Origin of the sequence: Chryseobacterium sp. Leaf180 (assembly GCF_001424585.1) — a bacterium.
Taxonomy (GTDB): Bacteria; Bacteroidota; Bacteroidia; order Flavobacteriales; family Weeksellaceae; genus Chryseobacterium.
This window is the reverse complement of sequence record NZ_LMPJ01000001.1, coordinates 1358067-1381166: the sequence shown is the minus strand read 5'-3', so window position 1 is coordinate 1381166 and position 23100 is coordinate 1358067. Positions and strand designations below refer to the sequence as shown.

Sequence of the window (23100 nt, the reverse complement as noted above, 5' to 3'; positions counted from 1 at the left end):
TTACAGTACATGAGCAAAAAGATTCTTTTTGTTTGCTATGGAGATTCTTCGTCTCCCAAGGCATGGTCTAATGTTCCGTTTCTTTTTTCCGAAAATCTTATTAAGCAAGGTTTCGAAATTCTGCGGCTCGATATATCGCCCGACGAAAAACATGAGGCCTTGTGGAATAAATATGCCGGCCGAATTCTGTCGCGGATTTTTCCTGCTCAAGAATACAGTTATATAAAAACCCCATTCTCAAGAGGAGCATCTTACAAAAAAATAGAAAAAGCGATCAGCAGTCACCCAGATCTTTATTTTGTCATCTTCCTGAGTTTCGATTTTTATAATAAATTCAACAAAGTACCGTCTTTACTTCTGCATGACTGGAGCTATGATATGATTATTCTGGACCGGCTAAAACGCAAACCTTATTTCTTTGAAAAATGGTTTATAAAATATCAAAACACCGCTTTTAACAAAGCAGAAATCGTGATATCTCTTTTTAAAGATGCAAAAAAACTAATAACCGAACGCCACGGGAAACAGATTTTCCACCTGGATACCAATGTGGTTAATGATATTAATTTTGCAAAACCAACCGCACAGGAAATTTTAAGCAGGAAACATCAATCTCTTGAACTGCTGATGATTGGATCAGCAAAATATTTGCTGGGTGCGAGAAAACTGGTACAGGCATTTCGAATTTTACAGAAAGAATTTCCGGAACTTATTCTCAATTTTATTAATCTTCCGAAAGACAGACTTTTATTAGAAGAAAATGACCGCAATATACACTGCTATGATTATCTGGATAAAGGTATTCCTGAGGAGAACAAACAGTATTACGATCTGCTCACCCATGCGAAAATTCTTGTAAACCCTTCAGAAATATGGGCTGCTTATTCCAGTACCCTTGAATGTATGTTTTACTACACGCCGATCATCATAAAGCCTTATGAAGCTTTTGCTTTGGATTACGGAAAAAAAAATGACTTTGGAGCTTATCTAGAGAATACAGAAGTTCCGACCATCGTCGGCAGTATTCGAAAAATTCTTACAATGAATGAAGAGAACTATACAAAATTATGTCTAAGAGCGCATGATCTGGTAAAAGATCAGACCTGGGAAAATTATACTAAAAAAGTAGTTGAACTGATGGCCGATGTACGGGATAAAAATATATAATTAAATGGAAAAACTGCCCATCAGTATCTGTATTCTGTCCTGGAATAATGCAAAAACGTTAACCAACACCTTAAAATCTTACCGGAAGAACGGTCTTTTAGATCTTTCTGAAGACATTGTGATTCTATTTCAGAATATTTCAGACACTGATAAAGCTGTTGCTGAAAAGTTCAAGGTAAAATATATCGGTCTGGAGGAAAACGTGGGAATTGGCAACGGCATCAAACTTCTTGCGGAAAATGCTGCATTTGAGCATGTTCTTTTCCTTGAAAACGATTACCAGCTGATTGAAAATAAATCAACCACCTATAAGCGACTCAGAAGTGGTCTGGAAAAAATCTCTAACGGCTTTCATGTTGTCAGATTCCGGAGCAGAAAAAATCCGGGACATCCGCTGTTTTCAATCATACATAAAGGTAATGAACTTGATTATTACGACGACTGGCATGAGTGTACTTCGCCTCATCTTTTAGAATCCCTGCACTGGCTTGATCCTGCCGAAAGGTTTCCAGACAAAATTCAGCGCGACGGTGATGAATTTGTAACTACTTCGAGATGGGCAAACTGGACGAACAATCCGTTTCTTATCAATAAAAATTTCTTACTCGAAACTATTCTGCCTTTTGCCGGGGAATCTGTTTCTTTTGAAAAAAACATCGCATCCTGGTGGGTGAAGCAGCCTTTTAAAATAGCGCAGGGCGAAGGTCTTTTTACCCATTATGATCTGAAAAAATATCCTAAAAAAAGCTTTTTGAGAAAAATACTCAGCAAACTGAAAAATAAACTCAAGCCCTGACGTATGAAGATTCTCTTTCACGAAAACGAACTCAACTACCGAGGGACTTCCATAGCGCTGTATGACTACGCAGATTTTAACGAAAAATATCTCGGTAACGAATCGGTGATTGTTTATAATAAAACGCTGCCTACAAATCATCCGCTCGGTATCGAAAAATTCAGGAAAAGATTTGAAGTTTTTGAGTATACCGATTTTAGTGAGGTCGATAACATCATTAAAAAAAATCAGATTGATTTATTATACGCCATAAAAAACGGTGACCGCGACGGAATAGAAACCACTGAATGCAAAACGGCAATTCACAGTGTTTTTAAACATTTTGAACCGCATGGCGATGTGTACGCTTATGTTTCAGAATGGCTTAGTCTGGAAATGACCAATTGTGAATATCCTTTCGTTCCCCACATGGTAAATTTTGAAACAGAAACTCAGGATGATTTCAGAGCACAGCTGAGAATTCCAAAACATGCAAAAGTTTTCGGGTATTACGGTGGCGGACAGAGTTTTAACATCAGATTTGTCCAAAAAACGATCCGCAACATTGCCTCAAAATATAAAGACGTCTTTTTTATTTTTATGGGCGTTGATTCTTTTGTACAGAAAAGATGGTGGCAGTCTTCTCTTCCAAATATCATATTTTTGCCACCGAGCGCTGATGTCATTTCTAAACTGAAATTTATAAACACCTGCGATGCTTTGCTTCACGCACGCGAAAGAGGAGAAACTTTTGGGATAACTGTCGCAGAATTTGCTCTGAAAGGCAAACCTGTAATTACCTTTGCAGATTCCCCGGAAAAAGCGCATCAGATGCAGCTGGCAGACAACGCGTATTATTACCGAAACGAAAATGAACTGAAAAAAATATTGCTTGAAAGCGATCTTTCGCTATCGGCGAAGGAATTATATCAAAAGTTTTTACCCAAACCTGTGATGGACAGGTTTAAAAATGTATTTATTGATTAATAATCAGGTTAGTCATCAAAAGAAAACAATTAACATGAATCTGATTAAATCCTTAAAATCGATTTTTTTTGAAGAAGGAATTTCAAATTTCGTCAAAAGGAAAAAAAATAAAATGTTTTTGGACAACCGAACTCTTTTTACAATTGACTACAAAGAAAATAAGGTAAAAATATTTTTAAATAAGAAATTCGGTTACGTAGATCAATATATTTTTGATCATGGAATTTATGAAAAAGAAATTATAGACGATATTTGCGATCATCTTACCAAAGAAAAAACGATGCTGGATATTGGCAGCAATATCGGTCAGCACAGCTTAATTCTAGCACCTTTCTGCAAGCAAATTTTCGCTTTTGAGCCTATCCCTGAGATTTTCGAAGAATTTAAAAAAAGCATTAATGCCAATCACTACAAAAATATAACCCTGCAAAATTTTGCAATCGGCAATAAAAAAGAAAAAACATTTATCAACTACAATTCAAAAAATGCTGGAGCAAGTTCTCTGGTTAATCAAACTCAGAATTCCAAGCAAATTCCTATACAGATAGATCTTTTAGAAAATGTGCTGCCCGAAAATCTAAAATTTGATGTCATAAAATTAGATGTTGAAGGTTATGAAGCTGTTGTGATTTTGAGTAATAAAGATATTCTGCTTAAAAACAGACCTGTTATATTTTTAGAATTCAGCCCAAGCTGCATTAAAAATGAAGGGAACTATTCTGCAGATGAACTGATCGATTTTTTCCTGATGAATGATTTTGAAATTTACTCCAGGAGAAATCAAAAAACTTTCCGAGCAAACCTTTCAGAACTTCATGTAACCGATAACTGGATTGTGAGGCCAAGAAATAACTGATCGTTTGCATACCGGAAGAATGAATTATATAAAAAGTTTTTACCCAGACCTGAAATAGATACTTTTAAAAACTATTTGTAGATTAGTTTTAATAAACAACAAACCTATGTGTGGAATCGCCGGAATTATTGCTCCAAATGCACGGAATTATTCTTTGGAAATAAGAAGAATGACCGACGCGCTTGCACATCGCGGTCCGGATGCTGACCATCATGAGTTTTTTGAAAACGCGGCACTGGGACACCGCAGACTTTCAATTATAGATCTTTCGGAAAACGGTAAGCAGCCTATGTTTTCTGCCGGAAAAAGCGAATGCATTGTTCTGAATGGCGAAATTTATGGTTATCAGAATATTAAAACCAAATATTCTTCTTATCCGTTTCAGGGAAATTCTGATACCGAGGTGATTCTTGCGATGTATCAGGAACAACAAGATAAGCTGATTGACGATCTTCCGGGGATGTTTGCCTTTGCCATTTGGGATGAGAAACAGCAACAGCTTTTCTGCGCACGCGACCGTTTCGGTGAAAAACCTTTTTATTACGCTACCGGAATAAACGGCGAATTTATTTTTGCTTCGGAGATTAAAGCAATTCTGGCTTCCAAACTCGTACATCCTGTGGTGAACCGTGATGCTCTTTCCCATTATCTGCAGTATGGCTATGTAAACACGTATCAGAGCATTTACACCAATATCCATTCTCTGCCGCCTGCGCATATCCTCATATACAAGAATAATAAAATCCACACAGACCGTTATTACAGTTTGCCTAAAAAAGATCAGACAATAAGTCTCTCTGAAGCAAAGGAAGAATTTACGTTCCTGCTGAAAAAAGCGGTTCAAAAGCAAATCGTTGCAGACGTAGAAGTCGGCAGTTTTCTAAGTGGAGGACTTGATTCTTCGTCTATTGTCGCTTTGGTAAGCGAGTTTCTTCCGTCACAAACCACCATCAGTTTCGGTTATGACCACGCAAACAGTGAACTGAAATATGCGAAAGAAATTGCAGAAAAATACGGTACAAACCATATAGAAATCCGCGAAGAGAAAAAAGATCTTGCGACGATGCTTCGGAAGGTTTCACCGTTTCTTGATGAGCCTTTCGCCGACCGCTCCTATCTGCCACAATATGAAATCTGCAGAAGAGCGAAAGAAAATCTCACGGTTGTACTCTCCGGCGATGCGGGAGACGAATTGTTTGGCGGATACAGTTTTTACAGAACAGAAGCTCAGCTTCGGAATCATTTCAGCTACCGAAATATCGCCGCAAAGTTTGGTTTGCAACTTTATCAAAATCTCAGAGAAATTTCCTACATCTCACAGAAAAATCTGAAACACGGCAATATTTTGGATTTTCACCAAAACAGCGTGCGAAATATTTTTAATTCCGATGAAAGAAAAGCATTGGGTATTACAGAAAATTTCTCCCAGCCTTACAGTTTTTCGGCCGATCCCCATTCTCTTAATGATATTATGCGTACCGATCTGGAGAAATATGTTCCCGGAAATATGATGGTAAAATCTGACCGGATGGCGATGGCCAATTCTCTGGAAGTGAGAACGCCTTTTTTAGATGTTGATTTTGCTGAATTCTGCATTCAGCTGCCTGAGCAGTTAAAAATTAATAATAACCACGACAAAATAATTTTGCGTGAAAGCATGAGTTCTTACTGGACTGAAAATATCAGAAACCGTTCAAAACAGGGCTTTGGAATGAGTGTGGAAGACTGGTTTCTGCAGGAGAATCTTCAGAATCTTTCTGATGAATTACTGAAAAATAAAAATCAGAAAATATTTAATTATATTGATTTTAATGCAGCACAGAATTTTATGGATAAAGGTGAAAAACAGTGGAGTTTATTGCAGCTGGCGCTTTGGGCAGATAATCATTTGCAGTAAAAATTTCTGCAAAAAATAAAAGTATGAATTTTAACATTTCGGTCATCATTCCTGTTTACAACGCTTCAGAATATCTGTCGAAAGCGGTTCATTCTGCTTTGCAGTTTTCTGAAGTTTCTGAAGTTATACTTGCGGAAGACGGTTCTACTGACAACTCACTTTTATTATGTAAAAAACTTGCTGACAAATCCGAAAAAGTAAAACTTTACCGTCATGAAGATTTTGGAAATCACGGTGCCGGAGCGACAAGAAATTTGGGTTTGCGTAAAGCAACATGCGATTATATAGCCTTTCTCGATGCCGACGATTATTATCTTTCCAACCGCTTTGATGCTGAAAAAACACATTTTAAGAATGTTGTTGACGGAATTTTTGGCGCTTTAGGAACCGAATATCTTTCTGAAAAAGGGAAAGCAGAATTTCAGGAAAAATTTAACGGTAACAGTTTGACAACCGTAAATTATCATGCAGAAGGAAGCGAAGTTTTCAGAGGACTTTTAGGCCTAACGGCAAAAACTTTCGGGACTTTTTTCCATCTCAATACACTCACTGTGAAACGCGAAGCACTCATCAAATACAATCTTTGGTTTAATGAAAATCTACGCGTGCATCAGGATTCTGATTTCATTATAAAACTGGCTTATCACGGTCATCTGAAAACGGGAATTATCGACAAACCTATTGCCATACGTGGCGTACATGACGATAACCGGATTACAAAAATCAAAACGTATTCCTTACAATATAATCAGAAGCAGCTTCTACTTTGGCAATCGCTTAATGATTGGGCGTTAAAAAATAAGGTTGACCCTGTTTTTAAGAAAAGAATTTTTCTGCAGTATAAGGCATTCGATCTGGCGGTAAAATCAGGAATCAAAAAATATTTTCACATCACTGCGGAAACTTTAAAAAATCCTGAATTATTTAAAACCAAATACCGTTTTACCTTTCTAAACCGCTGATCATCAATGAAAATCTCCGTTATCATTCCCGTTTACAACGCTGAAAAATACGTTTCGCAGGCTGTAGAATCCGCACTGCAGTTTCCGGAAGTTTTTGAAGTAATTCTGGTGGAAGACCAGTCGCCCGACAATGCGCTGGAAGTTTGCCGGACACTGGAGAAAACTTACGATCGCGTAAAACTTTTTCAACATGAAGATCGTGGAAATCACGGTGCCGGAGCCAGCCGCAATCTCGGAATTTCAAAAGCTACAGGAGATTTTATTGCTTTTCTGGATGCCGATGATTATTATCTTCCGAACCGTTTTGATGCCGAAAAACTGCTTTTTAAAAATCCTGAAGTTCATGGAGTGTACGGTGCAATCGGTGTTCATTATTATTCGGAAAAAGCAAAACAGCAATATTTTCCGGTTTTTGGTGACAGACTGACAACCGTTTATAAAGAACACAAACCTGAAGATGTTTTTCCCGGACAGCTGAATATGCTTGGCAGTTTCGGACTTTTCAGTATTGATGCACTTACTTTGAGAAAGAAAAATTTAGATCAAAAAATAAATCCGTATTTCAAAACTCATTTGCGGCTCCATCAGGATACCGAATTTCTTTTTCGTACCTCGTTTTATCTTCATCTTTACCCCGGAATTCTGAACGAAGCAGTTGCGATGCGCGGTGTGCACGAAAACAACAGAATCACGCAGGTTGACAGTAAAAAAGTAAAACCATCTAACAGCCGTGTTTTGCTTTGGCGGGAAGTGAATTTGTGGGCACAAAGTGAAAATAAAGTCCCGGAACACATTCAAAAACATATCGAAAGAATGCACAGAAGCTGGGAAATTGCTCACGCACGCCGACTGAAAAAATGGTCGATGATTGCCAAATATCTGATTGCAGATTACAAAACTATCCGATCCGGATTGTACAATATTAATTTTAGAAATGATCTTTTTTGATGAAATTTTTACACTCAGATAAGAAAAAAGGTCTTACAGAAATAATTATATTTTTATCGGCCATCGCTTTTATTTGTATTAAAACGGTATTTTCCAGCGGTGAACTGTCGCCGGACAGCATTCAGTATTTTTTGCAGGCGCAGAACTTTTGGGAGTATAAAGTCAATTTTCCATTGGGATACGCATTTCTCCTCAAAATTTTCAGCAATTTTACCGGAAGTCTTTTTATCGCTTCAAAAGTCATCAGTTTGCTGAGTTATGCATCCATCATCATATTCTCTTACAGGAGAAAATTCTTTTTTACACAGACTCTTATACTGTTTTCATTTTATCCGTTTATAGGTCAGTTTTCATCATCACTTTCCGAACCTTTCTTTTTTTTACTGAATTTTTTAATCCTATATTCCGTATACAAAACAGCAACAGATCAGTTTTCCTGGAAATATCCCATTATTTTATTTGCGCTTTTTTTCCTGTTAACCGCAACCAGATTTTCGGCGCTGTTCATATTAGTTTCTGTTACAGCATTTTTTCTGTACTTATTTCTCAAAAATAAACTCACTTTCTTGCGTTTTGTTTTACTGACAAATGCGTCCATTCTTGGCGTAATCTTATATCTCTGTATCAATAAGTTATACTGCGGATCTTTTCTCGGAGCAAGAGATCATTTACTTATTACACAATGCAGCTTTTTTGATTTCATTTCAGGATTTTTGTCATCTTCGGCTAAAGATTTAAGTTTTCTTAATGGTATTTTACATAAGATTCTACAGCAGAAAATTAATTTTTTTCACATCTATACGGGTGTGATTACTTTTCTATCCGCTTTAATCATTGTTTTAAAAAAGAGAAAATCGTTTAAAGATTTCGATATTTTTCTTTTATTTTCTTTTAGTATCGTATTCTTAGGTATTGGTTACAGTTATTATACAACGCAAATCGACAACACCGTTCGTATCAAAAGTATTGCATTCTTCTTTCTGCTGTTTTTCGTATTGATTAATATTCCTGAACAAACTTTGAAAATATATGCTGGAATTTCACTTTTGATTTGTCTTTTAAATATTTTTACTGTTGTAAAAAACTCGCAAAATATTACAGTTTATATCAAAAAAATGGAAGGAATTGTAGATAACTATCCTTCAACTATCGTTTTCTCTGATTTAAAACAACAGCGCTCGGCATCACCGATTTTACTTTTAAAATCAATGATTATCGATAAAGGATTGAAATTTGAGGAGAGTCAATCATCAAAAAATACAACTGAGGGAAACTGTATTATTAAAGCTGAAGATGTTTTAAAGTAGATGTTATTTAATAAAAACCCCCACAAACTTCCCTTCAAACTCCACCACAGAAGTGTCAATCTTATTTTTTTCGCAAAAATCCTGATAGGCAGAATTGTCGCCGATATCATCACTGATAAAAACGCCGCCAGATCTCAGATGCTTATAAAGCTGGCTGTACGCCCACATTCTACCATCATAACTTTTGTCGCTGTCGTAATGTACCACGTCAAAAGTATTTTGCTGAACGAAAATTTTCGGTAAAGATTCTTTATCGGCAAACCGGAAAAGCTGCCAGTGAGATTTTAAATTTTCAGGAACGACGAAACCAACGAACTGATCGCCGTTCTGTCCTAAATAGGGCATATCTGAACTGTATAAAGTGCCCCCCCGTTTATTAAGAGAGAGCAAAGAAGCCAGCGACGACCAGCCGTACGCAACACCGGTCTCAACTACATTTTTTGCCTGAGTAAATTCACAGGCAAAGAAAATCAATTCTAATGCTCCGGCGCCACCCATTTTTACCGGGCAGTTTTTTTCTCTTTGCGAAGCTTCAGCAAGAATTTCTTTAAAATTCTGTCTGAAATTTTCTTCTTTAATACCAAAAAGTTTTGAAATTATTTCCTGCTGAGAAACCGCTTCGGAAGCCGCCCAAGAAACCGTTTTTTCTTTTCCCTTAAAAGCGTTGCCGCGATTCACGGTGTTTTTAAGGATTTTACGGCCAAGTTCCGGGTAAAGATCCGGCCTTTTTGCGTAACCGATGAGGGTTTTCAGCACCCGATTAATTTCGCTCATGTGTATTTTTTCACGACAAAAATAAGATTTTTAATCCATTTAAGATTTCTCAGAATACTTATTATCTTTGTCTGTATTTTCACCACAGAAAAACCATGAAATTCTCGATACTCATTGCCAACTACAACAACGGAAAGTTTTTTAAAAACTGTTTCGATTCGATTGTATCGCAGACGTATCAGAACTGGGAAGCGGTGATTCTTGATGATGCGAGCACCGATAATTCGGTAGACGTTATCCGGGAAATTATTAAAGATGATTCCCGTTTTCGGCTTCACTTTAATACCGAAAACTCCGGTGTTGGTGTTACAAAAAGCAAGCTTATTGATCTTTCGAAAGGCGAGATCTGCGGTTTTGCAGATCCGGACGACGCAATTGCACCAAATGCATTAAAATCTGCCGCTGATATTTATTTGAAAGAAAAAAACACCGTTCTCACCTATTCCAAATTCGCTAAATGCGACGAAAATATGAAGGTTTTATCTGTTCCCAAACTGGCGATGCAGGTTCCAAACGGTGATGATTATTTTTTCAACTGTCCGGTACATATCGTTCATTTTGTGACATTTAAAAAGGAAATTTATAAAAAAACTTCCAAAATAAATACTTCGCTGAAAATCGCTGAAGATCAGGATCTCTATTTAAAAATGTACGAAAAAGGCGATGTCCGCTTCATTGATGAAGTTCTTTATTTTTACCGAACCCACTCGGGCGGCATCAGCCAGAACAGCAATTTACCAAAATCCCGCGCTTACTTTGCTGAAGTAATTTTAGCTGCGATGAAACGCCGTAATCTTACGCATATTAACGGCAAAAAGATTCCGGCAGAAACTTCTTCGCCACAGGAAATTTTTGATTTACTGAATTACCAGACTGAAATTCCGTTTCGCCTAAAAAAGAAACTGAAGGTTTTATCTCAAAAACTTTTGCGTAAATGAGTGATCAAAAAAAAATAAAAGTGCTCTTCAGGCACCGCTCCATGGAAATGGGCGGCGTAGAAAAAGTGGTTTTGAGTATGCTGAATCATCTTTCCAGAGAAAAATTTGAAATCACACTCTGTTTAAATTTGAACCAGGGCGAACTTCGCGACGAGATCCCATCACATGTACGGAAAGTAGCACTGACAAAAGGACGCGAAGATTTTTCGGCGATCAGCATTTTGCAGAAAATACAGTTGGCAACGCGAAAAATAAAACTCCAGCGCGCGCATAAAAACCCTCACATTTCGCACCGGCTTTTGCAGGATCTTTACGATGTTGAAATTGCGCCAACGTACGCCGCTTTTTCTTCAGTTCTACATTCGGCAAACAAAAATTCAAAGAAAATCGGCTGGTTTCATTCAGATATTACGCTTCCGAAACTGCAGCCTTTGGTTCCGACCATTTTAAAGCAGATTCCGCAGTTTGATTATTTTATTTTCGGTTCGCAGCAGACGAAAGATATTCTCATAAAAACCTATCCCGATCTAAAAATACCGGAAAATCAAGTGATTGTAAACGCGATTCCGATTGAAGAATTAAAGGAAAAAGCAGATGCTTTCATTCCCCAACTTCCAGAAAAACCCGTTTTCGTTTCCGTTGCCCGCCTCCACAGCCGAAAAGGTTTTCATAAACTGATGGAAGCCCATGCGAAACTTCTTGCAGACGGCTTCGATCATCACATTATTGTCATCGGCGACGGCGACGAAAAAGAAAATTTAAGAAAACAAGCTCAGGAACTGCGTGTGAGTGACAGTTTTCAGTTTCTCGGATCGCTTTTAAATCCTTACCCTTACGTAAAAAATGCAGATTTTTTTATTCTTCCTTCCGAGTCTGAAAGTTGGCCGCTGATTATTGCTGATGCTCTGATTTTGCAGAAACCGATTATCTCAACCAATGTCGGTGGCATTCCGGAGATGATTTTGCATAACAAAACCGGCTACTTAATTAATTATGAAACTTCGGAAATGTATGATGCGATGAGGAAATTTCTCAGTGAGCCCAAATTTGTTCAGCAGTTGCAGGAAAATCTTAATGACATTGAAAAACAGTTTGACAACCGTAAAATTTTTGATGCGGTAGAAAATATCATCATCAATTTGGCAAGATCTTAATATATGCTACTACTCTACCGCTTCATCTTAAAAATCCATACGTCGTACCAGCAGATGATTCAGCAGATTTATCTCAAAATATGCCTGGCAAAAGGTTTAAAAGTGGGCAAAAATGTGCGTTTTGTAGAAGTTCCGCAGTTTGGTACCGAACCTTTTTTAATTGAAATCGGTGACGAAACAACGTTCTCAAATAACGTGCGTTTTGTTAACCACGACGGCGGACAAAACGCGTTACACTTTTTCGAAAAATATAAAGATGTACGCACTTTCGGCCGAATAAAAATCGGAAAACAGTGTTTCATCGGTGCCGACACGATCATTATGCCTGGCGTGGAAATCGGCGACCACTGTATTTTGGGCGCTGGCTCAATTTTAACAACATCAATGCCGCCAAAAAGCGTTTTCGCCGGCATTCCGGCAAAATTCATCTGTACAATTGAAGAATATGGTGACAAACTCTTAGCCAGTAATGTGATGTACCCGCGGGAGCTAGAACCGACGAGGGCGAAACTTGATGCGTACATTAAAAACAATCTTCCGCATACTTATAAACCCGTAAAGAAATAGTGGCAGAAAAAAAGAAAATACTCATCAGAATAGGTTCGCTTCGTCACGGCGGAGCTGAAAAAGTGCTGGTGACATTTCTTAAAAATCTGCCGGAAAATATTTACGAAATCGATCTGCTGCTCAATCTCTATTCCGGAAAATATCTGTCTGAAGTTCCGAAGTGGATCAACGTTATTTATCTGAATAAAGGTGAAATGATCACTACCAACCGCGTTCAGGATCTGCCGGAGAAAGCGTACCGAGTAGTTTACCAAAAGATTTTAAAAAAATTTCCCGACTTTCTCTATCAGATCAAACTGAAGCGGAAAGTATATGATATTGAATTTGCTGCCATTCACGGGATGCGCGATGAGATCCTGGATTCGCCGCTGCTTTCCTCAAAAAAAATCATCTGGATTCACAATGATCTTTCTAAAATTACTTCGTACACACCGAAAGAAATCCGGAAATTTTTCGGTTTTGATGTGATCATGGTGATTTCAGAAAAAATCAAAGACCTGTTTCTGCATCATGCAAAAGACGATTTTGAACGGGCAAAAATTAAAAAAATCTCGAATCCGCTGGATACTGAAATGATATTGTCACAGGCTGAAGAACCTTTATCAACATCTGTTTTTAAAGAGCATTTACCCAGCTTTATTTCTGTCGGAACCGTTTTCCCGCAGAAAGGGTTTGACCGGCTCGCACGCGTTCATAAAAAACTTCTGGACGAAGGATTTCTGCATCAAATCATCATCATCGGTGATGGTTATGATTTTCAGAATTTAAAAACCCTTACTGCGGAACTTGGCGTTGAGAAAACGTTTTCAATGCTGGGATTTTGCGACAATCCGTATCCTTATTTTATAAAGGCAGATTATTTTGTTTTGAGCTCGAGATACGAAGGCTTTCCGACGGTTTTGTCGGAAGCAATTGCATTAAAAAAGAACATTATCGCCACTGAAGTTTCCGGTGCCGGTGAACTTTTACAAAACGGTGAGTTGGGTTTAATGGTGGAAAACAGCGAGGAAGGAATTTATTTGGGGATAAAAAAAGCGCTTGAAAATCCGGAAAGTTTTGCTGTATATCAACAGAAACTTAAAGATTATGAAATGCCTTTTAATCTTCAGAATTCAGTAGCTAAAATCCGTGAAATTCTGGATTCGCTGTAAACATTTAACGACAAAGAACATGCAGGAACGCTCGATCATACAGAAAGATTTTTACCGTGAAAGTGGCCGCTGGCTTTCCGGAATTGATATTATTAAAAGATGTTTCAGCCCAAATCTTCATTTTGTTTATCTTTTGAGAAAAGCTCAGAAATATCAGCATACTTTTCTGCTGAAATCGATTTGGAAGTTGATTTTGCGACATTATCAGATTAAATATGGTTTCCAGATTTACCCTGAAACTACGATCGGGGAAGGTTTCTATCTCGGACACTGGGGAAGTCTTGTAATTAACCCAAAAACGGTTATCGGAAAAAACTGCAATATCGCTCAGGGCGTGACCATCGGGCAGCAAAACCGTGGGAAAAACGCCGGTGCTCCAACCATTGGAAATCACGTCTGGATTGGCACAAACGCAGTAATCGTGGGAAATATCAAGGTCGGTAACGATGTCCTTATTGCTCCAAATTCTTATGTAAACTTCAATGTTCCGGATCACTCAATTGTGTCGGGAAATCCTGCAACGATCGTTTCACGCGAAAATGCAACTGACGGTTATATCAATAACGTGGTATAATATGTGATGCTAAAATTCATATTAAAATTTTGTTAAAATGGATTGAGATAAAATCAAATCGTTTATTTTTGCAATGTTATTGATTCAGTCTATTGAATTTGAAAGTGTTTTAAACGAATTTAAATAATTATAAATCTTTAAAATTTTATTTTATGTCAAAATCATCGTATGAAACCATTTTCGAGAACAACAAAAACTGGGTAGAATCAAAAATCAGCAACAACCCAACATTCTTCGAAGAACTTGCGAAATCTCAAACTCCTGAATATCTGTACATCGGATGCTCAGACAGCAGAGCGACCGCAGAGGAACTGATGGGTGCGAAGCCGGGAGAAGTTTTTGTACACCGAAACATCGCCAATGTGGTAAACTCTCTGGATATGAGTGCAGCCTCTGTAGTAGAATATGCAGTCAGCCATCTGAAAGTGAAACACATTATCGTTTGCGGGCACTACAACTGTGGTGGCGTGAAGGCAGCGATGACGCCTCAGGATCTTGGAATTTTAAATCCATGGTTGAGGAACATTAGAGATGTGTACAGAACGCACCAGGCAGAGCTTGACGGTATTGAAGACGAAGGAAAGCGCTACGACCGACTTGTAGAGCTTAACGTAGTTGAACAGTGCATCAATGTGATTAAAATGGCGTGTGTACAGGAAAGATACATCATGGAAGAGTATCCTGTGGTACACGGATGGGTTTTTGACCTGAGAACCGGAAAAATTATTGATCTGGAAATCGATTTTGAAAAAGTGTTGAAAGACATTCAGAAAATCTACAACCTCAGCGAAGACGAATGGGTAATGAGCAGAAGAGCGCACTAAGCTTTCTGCAAAAAAAATGAGTAAATGAAATTCTGGAGCATGATCACCTTACTGGTTTTCCTCAACTTCACGGCGCTGCCAAGCATCGCTGCGGTTTTTGGCTGGAAATCGATCGGGACCAATGTTGTGCTCAATGAAGAAGAAACACACTCATCCAATTCATTACTAACCGTTACCGAAAAAGCCCTTCCGAAAACCCTCAGCGTATTTGATTACGTGAAGTTTTCAGAGCCTGGCACCAAAGACAGCGTCTTTGTGCTGACAGACGATTCTTTCCATCTGTCGCCCTTGCTTACGATTTTCTCTCCGCCTCCGGAAGCTGTAGCATAATTTTTTCAGCCGCAATTTTTCTGCGGCACATTTTCCCTTATTATTTTTCTTAATACTGATTTCTCAAAGATCAGTCTACGTCTTTATTTACATGAAAAAATCTAACAGTTTATTCGGGAATATCAAAGAGAATTTCCCGTCTGGCCTTGTGGTCTTCCTTGTCGCACTACCTTTATGCCTTGGGATTGCACTGGCATCAGGAGCACCGCCGCTTTCCGGCGTTATTGCCGGTATCGTCGGCGGATTGGTCATTGGCAGCATCAGTAATTCTAACATTTCAGTTTCCGGGCCTGCTGCAGGTCTTACGGCGATTGTGCTTACCGCAATTACCGATCTTGGTGCATTCGAATTATTTCTCTGCGCCGGTATCGTTGCCGGAATTATTCAGTTAGCACTCGGTTTTTTACGCGCCGGAAGTATCTCCAATTATTTCCCGAACAACGTGATCGAAGGAATGCTTGCAGCGATCGGAATTATCATTATTCTAAAACAGATTCCGCACGCTTTGGGTTTCGATAAAGATTATGAAGGCAACGAAATGCTTTTCACGAACGGAATCAATCTGAATTATTTCTCTGAACTTTATGGTGCCATCAACATCGGAGCCATCGTAATAACGTTGGTTTCCGTTTCAATCTTATTAGCTTGGGATAAAATTCCCGCTCTAAAAAGAATGAAAATGCTTCCCGGAGCACTAATTGCCGTAATTGTAGGGATTTTACTCAATGAGCTGTTTAAAAGAACGGGAAGTTCACTTGCAGTTGGTTTAGACCACTTGGTTTCGCTTCCGGTAACGCGAAATTTTGATGATCTTAAAAACCTTATTACACTTCCGGATTTTGCCGGATTTACCAATTATAAAGTTTGGGTGAGCGGTGCTACAATTGCCGTGGTGGCCTCTGTTGAAACTTTGCTTTGCATTGAAGCTTCAGACCGGCTTGATATGCAGCGAAGAATTACCGATACTAATCTTGAGCTGAAAGCACAGGGAATCGGAAATATTCTGAGCGGTTTTATTGGTGGATTGCCAATGACTTCAGTTGTCGTAAGAAGTTCGGCAAATGCAACTGCGGGCGCCACAACAAAAGCTTCTGCGATTATTCACGGAGCACTTTTGCTGATTTGTGTATTGTCGATTCCGTTTCTGTTAAATCTCATTCCTTATGCAACGCTCGCAGCCGTTTTGCTATTGGTAGGATATAAACTGGCAAAACCGGCGACTTTTCTGCACTTCTGGCATTTGGGTAAGTTTCAGTTTATTCCGTTTTTAGCGACCGTTGTCGCTGTAGTTGCGACTGATTTGCTGAAAGGTGTGGGAATCGGACTGGCAATTTCTGTGTTTTTTATTCTCCAGGGAAATATGAAACGTGCCTATTACCTCAGCAGAAAAAAACTTGAAGGCGCAGACGGAATTACCATAAAACTTGCTGAAGAAGTATCGTTTTTGAATAAAGCCGCGATCAAGAAAACGCTCAAGAACATCGCACCAAATTCTACTGTGATTATTGATGCGAGAACGACTTCGTATATTGCTACCGATGTTTTAGAAATGATTCAGGATTTCGCGAATATCAGGGCGAAAGAAGAAGATATTACGGTAGAACTTCTGGGATTCAAAACTTCCTATCAGGATTATGAATCGCATCAGGATTCTCACGTAGAGATTACCCACAAAAGGGCAATTTAAAATTATTTAAACAAAAAATGGCTGTCAACGTAAAATCTGACAGCCATTTTTATATCTGAAATCTACTTTCCGTTGAACGCAGACATCGTATTTCCAATTCCTGCAAAAACAAACGAAAGGCTTGCTTTTGCAAACTGATCGATGCGCTCCTGAAGTGTTTTTAACTCTTCTTCGTTCCACGTTCCCAGAACGTAGTCGACCTGTTTTCCTTCAGAGAATTCCGCAGAAATCCCGAATCTCAATCTGGCGTAATTCTGTGTCGCTAAAACTTCATTAATATTCTTTAATCCGTTGTGGCCTGCATCTGAACCTTTCCCCTTCATCCGCAAAGTTCCGAAAGGCAAAGCAAGATCATCTGTGATTATCAACACATTTTCCAGCGGAATATTTTCTTTCTGGATCCAGTAGCGCACGGCATTGCCGGAGAGATTCATGTAGGTATCAGGTTTTAACAAAAAAACTTTTCGGCCTTTAAATTTACCTTCTGCGAGCCAGCCAAAGTTTGATGTTTTAAAAGAGACTTCAAGTTTTTCTGCAATTTTCCCGACAACTTTAAAACCTACATTGTGTCTTGTATTTTCATATTCCGGGCCTTTGTTTCCAAGACCTACGATCAGATATTTCATTATGAAAAATTTTAGGCAAAAATAAACTTTAAACATGAAAAAACCCGATTCTGCATGAGAACCGGGTTTTATTTTTAACAGTAGATTTTATAATGGTTTGTAAATGTAATTCACACCAAAACCTTTTGACATATACGTCTGAGGATCGTAGTTATAATTTGAAGTGAAAATGGTCGTCACCGGGATTGCAGGAATTAAATTGGACACTGTAATTCTTCTTGGGCTGTTCGGTGAAAACATCTGGCTTTCGTAATCGTTACGCAAAATACTCAGAATTCTTGAAATCTTGTACACTACAGGAACCAATGTAAACGGACTGATTTTATCATCGTACACACTGTAACCATAGCTGTATTTCTCTGTAGGCGCAGACTGTACCGTACCTGTAAGTGTTCCGTAGCTTCTAATCACTTCACTCACATTATCTCCTAAATACGAATATGTAGTTTCAGAATAATTTTTATACGCAAACGGTGTTCCTGTCACATCTTCACCGGTAATCATGCTTATACCGCTCATCTTTCCTGTTGCAACCGTATATTTTACTGTGTAAACCGTGCGGTATTTTTTGTTTAAAACATACGGAAGTGTAGGAATTGTGCTGGGTGGTACGGGTGCTGTCAAATTGTAAACCGATCTGTTTTCTGAAATGGTTTCCAGTTTACCGCCAGCGTTGTACGTCATCAACTGTGTATAAGCGATACTGTCGTTGTCGATTACGCCGTTTCTGTCTTCATCTAAAAATCCGTAAAACATAATTTTACTGATTTTATCGCCGCTCCAGCTAATATTTGTGTAGCTTTTGCCTTTTTTTCTACCCTTCGTAATTACCTGATTCAATTGCAGGCCATTATATCTGTATTCATAGAGCGTGTCTTTGTCGGTAATTTCTCTAAACAAGGCACGAGGACCGTTGAAACCAGAATTCTGATTAAGATCAAGCAGCGGATCTCCCTGCTCGTCTACTAAATCTTTGCAAGAGTGCAGTGAAGCAACACCTGCGATGAGTAAAAAAATATAGAAAAACTTTTTCATCTGAAAGAAGGATTATTTATAATTCTACAAATATAATTTTTTTTTGCACAAAAAGCACTTTTTTATTTAAAATCGCGTAATAACAGCAATGAAAATTGATTACAGCGCTTTGTAGATGTACTTTGTAGTTTGTGTCTGATCTGATACCGGATAATTCTGACTGTCATACATATAAGTATAACCACCAGGAACTGTCGGTGCGGGTGACGGATAATTGATGCTGAAACTTGAAACATTATTTGCCGATAAATTTCCAAAATAAAACGGATGTATCAGACTGTGCACTACAAAATATGCTTTTGGAAGCGTCGTATACGGATTGGTTTTTGTGTCATAGCTAAAATCATACGAAGAAGACATTGTGCTCGACATATCCGGAACGCCACTGTTGCTGGTAGTTCCCTGCACCAGTGATACTTTAGTAATGTTATTGCCAGAGTTGATAAAATCGTAATTTGTAAAGTGCGAATACACATTATTTGTTAATTTTCGTTTTTCTACAATTTTTGTCATTTTACCAGCTCCGTCGTATGTATACGCATATTCGATGGTCTGATTAAAAGCCGTAGAAGTCCCCATGCCGGTGTAGCAAACTGAGCTGTTGATTTTTCCGCCGCCATCATAGGTAATATTGAATTCGTACCAAAGCGTATTTGCAGGCGCACCGTTTACCTCATGAATAAATTTAACCTTTGATACTTTCCCTGAAGTATATGTTACATAGCCCACCAAATAAGAGTTTGGCCCGCTGGCTTCTTTAATAATGGCTTTTTCCAGAACTCCAGCTGTTGTTACATATTCTTCATTCACATCAGAACCCGCCATTATTTTATGCAAAATTCTTGGGCCTGTAATCGTTGAACCGTTTGAGCCATTACTTCCGGTGCTTCCGGTACTTCCATTGCTGCCGGTTGCAGGATTGACGTTATTCTGATTGATAGGATCTGCCGTCGTATTATCGCATGATAAAAGCAGACTGAGAAGCATAATCATAATGCTTTTTAAAAAATAATTCTTTTTCATAAAAATGTTAGTTATAAGGCGACAAATATAATATTTTTTCACATCCAGTGTATTTATATTTTATTTCTAACAAAAAAAATCTAAAAACTTTCATTTTTAGATTTTCTTAGATTGAATATCATTCAAATTAATTGTCAAGTATCTGTTTCAGCAAAACATTTACCTCATCTACATTCTTCACTTTTTCTTTGCGCATCATCAGCTGATTTCCGTCTTTCGCCGCCTTCTCTTTCAGCTGCGCCTGATGCGGATTTTGAGTCAGGAAATCAATCATGTGATGAAACTTTTTCGTCTGATAAAATTTATCTTGCGGATTTTGCGGAAAATACCCGAGGAAAACCCCGTTTTTCATCACGATTTTTTCAAACCCGATATCTGCCGCCAGCCACTTCAGCGAAACCGATTTTAAAAGATTCACCGCTTCTTCCGGCAGTTTACCAAAACGGTCGCTGAGTTCCGCTTCGAAACTTTTCAGTTCATTTTCATTATTAATTTCTGCCAGTTTCTGATACAGGGAAAGTCTTTCTTCCGTACTTGAGATATAATCATCCGGCAGCATCAGCTCAAGATCGGTATCAATATTCACTTCTTTTACGGTCTTAAATAACTTCTGACGTTCTTCTTCGTTTTCAAAAAGATTTTCAAAATCTTCATCATCTTTAAGCTCTTCCAAAGCTTCCTGCATCATTTTCTGATAGGTTTCAAAACCCATCTCATTGATGAAACCGCTCTGCTCGCCTCCCAAAAGATCACCTGCACCACGGATTTCCAAATCTTTCATTGCAATCTGAAAACCGCTTCCCAGATCCGAAAACTGCTCAATCGCCTCCAGTCTTTTTTTTGCATCAGAAGTAATCATATCAAACGGCGGTGTGATGAGATAACAGAACGCTTTTCTGTTGCTTCGCCCTACTCTTCCGCGCATCTGGTGAAGATCGGCCATCCCGAAACGCTGTGCATCATTAATGAAAATTGTGTTGGCATTGGAGACGTCCACACCACTTTCTACAATCGTTGTCGAAACAAGGACATCGTATTTACCATCCATAAAATCAAGAACATTCTGCTCAAGCTGCTTGCCTTCCATCTGACCGTGGCCGGTTACCACTTTTGCATCGGGAACCAATCTCTGAATTAAACCTGCGATATCTTTTAAGTTTTCAACCCTGTTATTGATAAAATAAACCTGTCCGTCGCGCTGCAATTCGTAAGAAACCGCATCGCGTATGATTTCTTCATCCCAACCTATTATATGCGTTTCTACCGGCTGACGGTTTGGCGGTGGTGTTTTAATCACTGACAGGTCGCGCGCCGCCATCAGCGAAAACTGTAACGTTCGCGGAATCGGCGTTGCGGTAAGCGTCAGCGTATCGATGTTTGCCTTCAAAGTTTTCAGTTTGTCTTTTACCGCAACGCCAAATTTATGTTCTTCATCAATTATTAAAAGTCCGAGATCTTTAAACTTCACTTTTTCTGAAGCCAGCTGATGCGTTCCGATCACGATGTCTACTTTTCCGTCTTTCAAACCTGCGATGGTTTCCGCTTTTTGTTTGGCTGAACGGAACCTGTTTAAGTAAGAAACATTCACCGGAAAATCTTTCAGCCGTTCTTTAAAACTGCGGTAATGCTGAAATGCCAAAATCGTCGTCGGAACCAAAATCGCCACCTGCTTGCTGTCTGTCGCTGCTTTAAAAGCGGCACGAATAGCAATTTCTGTTTTACCGAAACCTACATCACCACAAACCAAACGGTCCATCACGGTTTCGGCTTCCATGTCATTTTTTACATCAATGGTCGCTTTTTCCTGATCAGGCGTGTCTTCGTATATAAAGCTTGCTTCGAGTTCGTTCTGAAGATAAGAATCCGGCGCGTAGGAAAAGCCTTTGGCCGTTTTTCTTTCGGCATACAGTTTTATCAGATCAAAAGCAATCTGTTTAACTTTCGCTTTCGTTTTCTGTTTTAAAGTCTTCCAGGCGGGCGAACCGAGCTTGCTTAAAACAACTTCTTTCCCATCCGGGCCATTGTATTTTGATATTTTGTGAAGCGAATGAATGCTTACATATAATAGGTCGCCGTTTTTATACGTGAGTTTAAAACATTCCTGAATTTTTCCGTCGTTGTTCACTTTCACCAATCCCATGAATTTTCCGATGCCGTGATCGATATGCGCGATATAATCGCCGACTTTCAGCGACATCAGATCTTTTAAAGTCAGCTGCTCAGATTTAGCAAAAGTATTCTTCGCTTTGTAACGCTGATAACGGTCAAAAATCTGGTGATCGGTATAAACAAGAAGCTTGTAATCATGGTCAATAAAACCTTCGTGAAGTTCAGATTTGAAACTTTTAAAAGCAATTTTATGCTCCAGTTCTTCAAAAATAGATTCCAGGCGGTCTTTCTGCTTGTCTGATGAAAAAGAAATCCACGTTTCGTAGCCCTGTTGCTGTTTTTCTTCTAAATCTTCCTTCAGCATCTCAAAATTTTTGTGAAAAGAAGGCTGCGGAAGCTGAGAAATTCTTATTTCTTCGGCGTCTTTGTTCAAAAAACCTGTATTACTGAAATCGAGTGTTCTGAATTTTTTAAAATCGAAAAGAAACTCTTCATCCGAAATAAAAAGCTCCCGCGGCGTGAGATGCGCAATATCTTTGCTGAGCTGCTCAAACTTCTCGCTGGATTTATCGTAAAAAGATTTTACTTTTTCCAGACCGGTTTTTACATTTTTTGCAACGATATAACTGTCCTCCGGCAAAAGCTGGAATAATGAAACACGCTTTGCAGCCGTCGATTCATTCATATTAGAAACCAACTGAAACCCGTCTACTTTATCTACCGAAAGCTGCGTTTCGATGTCGAAAGTTTTGATGCTTTCCACTTCATTTCCGAAAAAAGTAATGCGGTAGGGTTTTTCATTAGCGTAAGAGAAAACATCGACGATTCCGCCACGAACAGAAAATTCGCCAGGCTCTGAAACGAAATCGGTCTGCTGAAATTTGTAATGCGAAAGCAGTTCATCCACAAAATCAAAATCAAGACGGTCGCCGGTTTTTATCTGATGTGAAATTGCTGAGAAATCTTCTTTTTTTAAAACCTTTTCGACAAGCGCACCGATGTATGCGACAATCAATTTCGGCGACTTTCCGGAGTTGATGATATTCAACGCTTCTGTACGCAACACGAGATTGGCGTTCTGTGTTTTTTCAATCTGATAAGGCTCCAGATGCGTCGCCGGAAAATACAGAACATTTTCTTTTCCTACCAAATCGTCCATTTCTGTACTGGCATAAAGTGCTTCCTCTTTGTCATCCAAAAGAAAGAGTACGGTTTTATTGCGGCTCAGGAAAAGCTCCGCAGCATAAACCGCTGGCGAAGAACCCGCGTTTCCTTTGATATGTAAGTGCTGATGCTGATCGAGCGGTGCGAAAATCTCTTTTCCGAATTCTTTTTTTAAAAGTTCCGGCAGAAACTTTTCACTGATATTTTTTAGCATAAATAGATCGGTATATAAACGACAAAATCGA

General features: G+C 38.7%; 21 protein-coding genes. 16 read left to right on the top strand and 5 right to left on the bottom strand.

Features of this window, described 5'->3' with window-relative positions; all coding sequences use genetic code 11:
• Positions 1-9: 9 nt before the first annotated feature.
• From ASG01_RS06455 to ASG01_RS06420, 8 genes are all read left to right on the top strand, one after another.
• A complete protein-coding gene (locus ASG01_RS06455; protein WP_055861587.1) occupies positions 10-1167 on the top strand; it encodes a glycosyltransferase in 1158 nt (385 codons plus the stop codon).
• 4 nt (positions 1168-1171) lie between these two features.
• The gene (locus ASG01_RS06450; RefSeq protein ID WP_055861583.1) at positions 1172-1963 is read left to right on the top strand and encodes a glycosyltransferase family 2 protein; all 792 of its coding nucleotides are present in this window, start codon (positions 1172-1174) and stop codon (positions 1961-1963) included.
• A 3-nt stretch (positions 1964-1966) separates the two neighbouring features.
• Positions 1967-2929, top strand: a complete 963-nt coding sequence (locus tag ASG01_RS06445; protein WP_055861580.1) for a hypothetical protein — start codon at positions 1967-1969, stop codon at positions 2927-2929.
• Between the two features lie 34 nt (positions 2930-2963).
• Positions 2964-3785, top strand: a complete 822-nt coding sequence (locus ASG01_RS06440; protein ID WP_157844176.1) for an FkbM family methyltransferase — start codon at positions 2964-2966, stop codon at positions 3783-3785.
• 106 nt (positions 3786-3891) lie between these two features.
• Positions 3892-5682, top strand: coding sequence for an asparagine synthase (glutamine-hydrolyzing) (gene asnB, locus ASG01_RS06435; protein WP_055861574.1), 1791 nt, complete (start codon positions 3892-3894; stop codon positions 5680-5682).
• 23 nt (positions 5683-5705) lie between these two features.
• Positions 5706-6644 (top strand): glycosyltransferase family 2 protein, encoded by a 939-nt coding sequence (locus ASG01_RS06430; protein ID WP_055861571.1) that lies wholly within the window; start codon positions 5706-5708, stop codon positions 6642-6644.
• A gap of 6 nt (positions 6645-6650) precedes the next feature.
• Entirely contained in the window at positions 6651-7592 is a 942-nt protein-coding gene (locus ASG01_RS06425; RefSeq protein ID WP_055861568.1) for a glycosyltransferase family 2 protein, read from the top strand.
• Entirely contained in the window at positions 7592-8899 is a 1308-nt protein-coding gene (locus ASG01_RS06420) for a hypothetical protein (RefSeq protein ID WP_055861565.1), read from the top strand. Before ASG01_RS06425 ends, ASG01_RS06420 begins: the two co-directional genes overlap by 1 nt.
• Positions 8900-8902: 3 nt before the next feature.
• On the opposite strand, the gene ASG01_RS06415 is transcribed toward ASG01_RS06420, so the two are convergent.
• On the bottom strand, positions 8903-9673 hold the full coding sequence (locus ASG01_RS06415) for a class I SAM-dependent methyltransferase (protein WP_055861562.1): 771 nt from the start codon (positions 9671-9673) through the stop codon (positions 8903-8905).
• Between the two features lie 95 nt (positions 9674-9768).
• On the opposite strand from ASG01_RS06415, the gene ASG01_RS06410 reads away from it, so the two are divergent.
• The 8 genes from ASG01_RS06410 (at position 9769) to ASG01_RS06375 (ending at position 16898) form a co-directional block, all read left to right on the top strand.
• Positions 9769-10611 carry a glycosyltransferase gene (locus ASG01_RS06410; RefSeq protein WP_055861559.1) on the top strand — a complete coding sequence of 281 codons (843 nt, stop codon included), beginning with the start codon at positions 9769-9771 and terminating at the stop codon, positions 10609-10611.
• Entirely contained in the window at positions 10608-11765 is a 1158-nt protein-coding gene (locus tag ASG01_RS06405) for a glycosyltransferase (RefSeq protein ID WP_055861556.1), read from the top strand. Before ASG01_RS06410 ends, ASG01_RS06405 begins: the two co-directional genes overlap by 4 nt.
• 3 nt (positions 11766-11768) lie before the next feature.
• Positions 11769-12332, top strand: a complete 564-nt coding sequence (locus tag ASG01_RS06400; protein ID WP_055861552.1) for an acyltransferase — start codon at positions 11769-11771, stop codon at positions 12330-12332.
• Positions 12332-13483, top strand: a complete 1152-nt coding sequence (locus tag ASG01_RS06395; protein WP_055861549.1) for a glycosyltransferase — start codon at positions 12332-12334, stop codon at positions 13481-13483. The genes ASG01_RS06400 and ASG01_RS06395 overlap by 1 nt, the downstream gene beginning before the upstream one ends.
• A 19-nt stretch (positions 13484-13502) precedes the next feature.
• A complete protein-coding gene (locus tag ASG01_RS06390; protein ID WP_055861546.1) occupies positions 13503-14057 on the top strand; it encodes a serine O-acetyltransferase in 555 nt (184 codons plus the stop codon).
• Positions 14058-14209: 152 nt separating this feature from the next.
• The gene (locus ASG01_RS06385; RefSeq protein ID WP_055861543.1) at positions 14210-14881 is read left to right on the top strand and encodes a carbonic anhydrase; all 672 of its coding nucleotides are present in this window, start codon (positions 14210-14212) and stop codon (positions 14879-14881) included.
• Between the two features lie 24 nt (positions 14882-14905).
• Positions 14906-15211, top strand: coding sequence for a hypothetical protein (locus ASG01_RS06380; RefSeq protein WP_055861540.1), 306 nt, complete (start codon positions 14906-14908; stop codon positions 15209-15211).
• A 91-nt stretch (positions 15212-15302) separates the two neighbouring features.
• Positions 15303-16898: a SulP family inorganic anion transporter gene (locus tag ASG01_RS06375; RefSeq protein ID WP_055861537.1), complete on the top strand. Its 1596-nt coding sequence runs from the start codon at positions 15303-15305 to the stop codon at positions 16896-16898.
• Positions 16899-16960: 62 nt separating this feature from the next.
• On the opposite strand, the gene pth is transcribed toward ASG01_RS06375, so the two are convergent.
• The 4 genes from pth to mfd form a co-directional block, all read right to left on the bottom strand.
• A complete protein-coding gene (gene pth / locus ASG01_RS06370; protein WP_055861534.1) occupies positions 16961-17524 on the bottom strand; it encodes an aminoacyl-tRNA hydrolase in 564 nt (187 codons plus the stop codon).
• Between the two features lie 87 nt (positions 17525-17611).
• Complete coding sequence (locus ASG01_RS06365; RefSeq protein ID WP_055861531.1) at positions 17612-18559, bottom strand: hypothetical protein; 948 nt, start codon at positions 18557-18559, stop codon at positions 17612-17614.
• A gap of 99 nt (positions 18560-18658) precedes the next feature.
• A complete protein-coding gene (locus ASG01_RS06360; protein ID WP_055861528.1) occupies positions 18659-19582 on the bottom strand; it encodes a hypothetical protein in 924 nt (307 codons plus the stop codon).
• Positions 19583-19709: 127 nt separating this feature from the next.
• Positions 19710-23069: a transcription-repair coupling factor gene (mfd, locus tag ASG01_RS06355; protein WP_055861525.1), complete on the bottom strand. Its 3360-nt coding sequence runs from the start codon at positions 23067-23069 to the stop codon at positions 19710-19712.
• Positions 23070-23100: the final 31 nt, after the last annotated feature.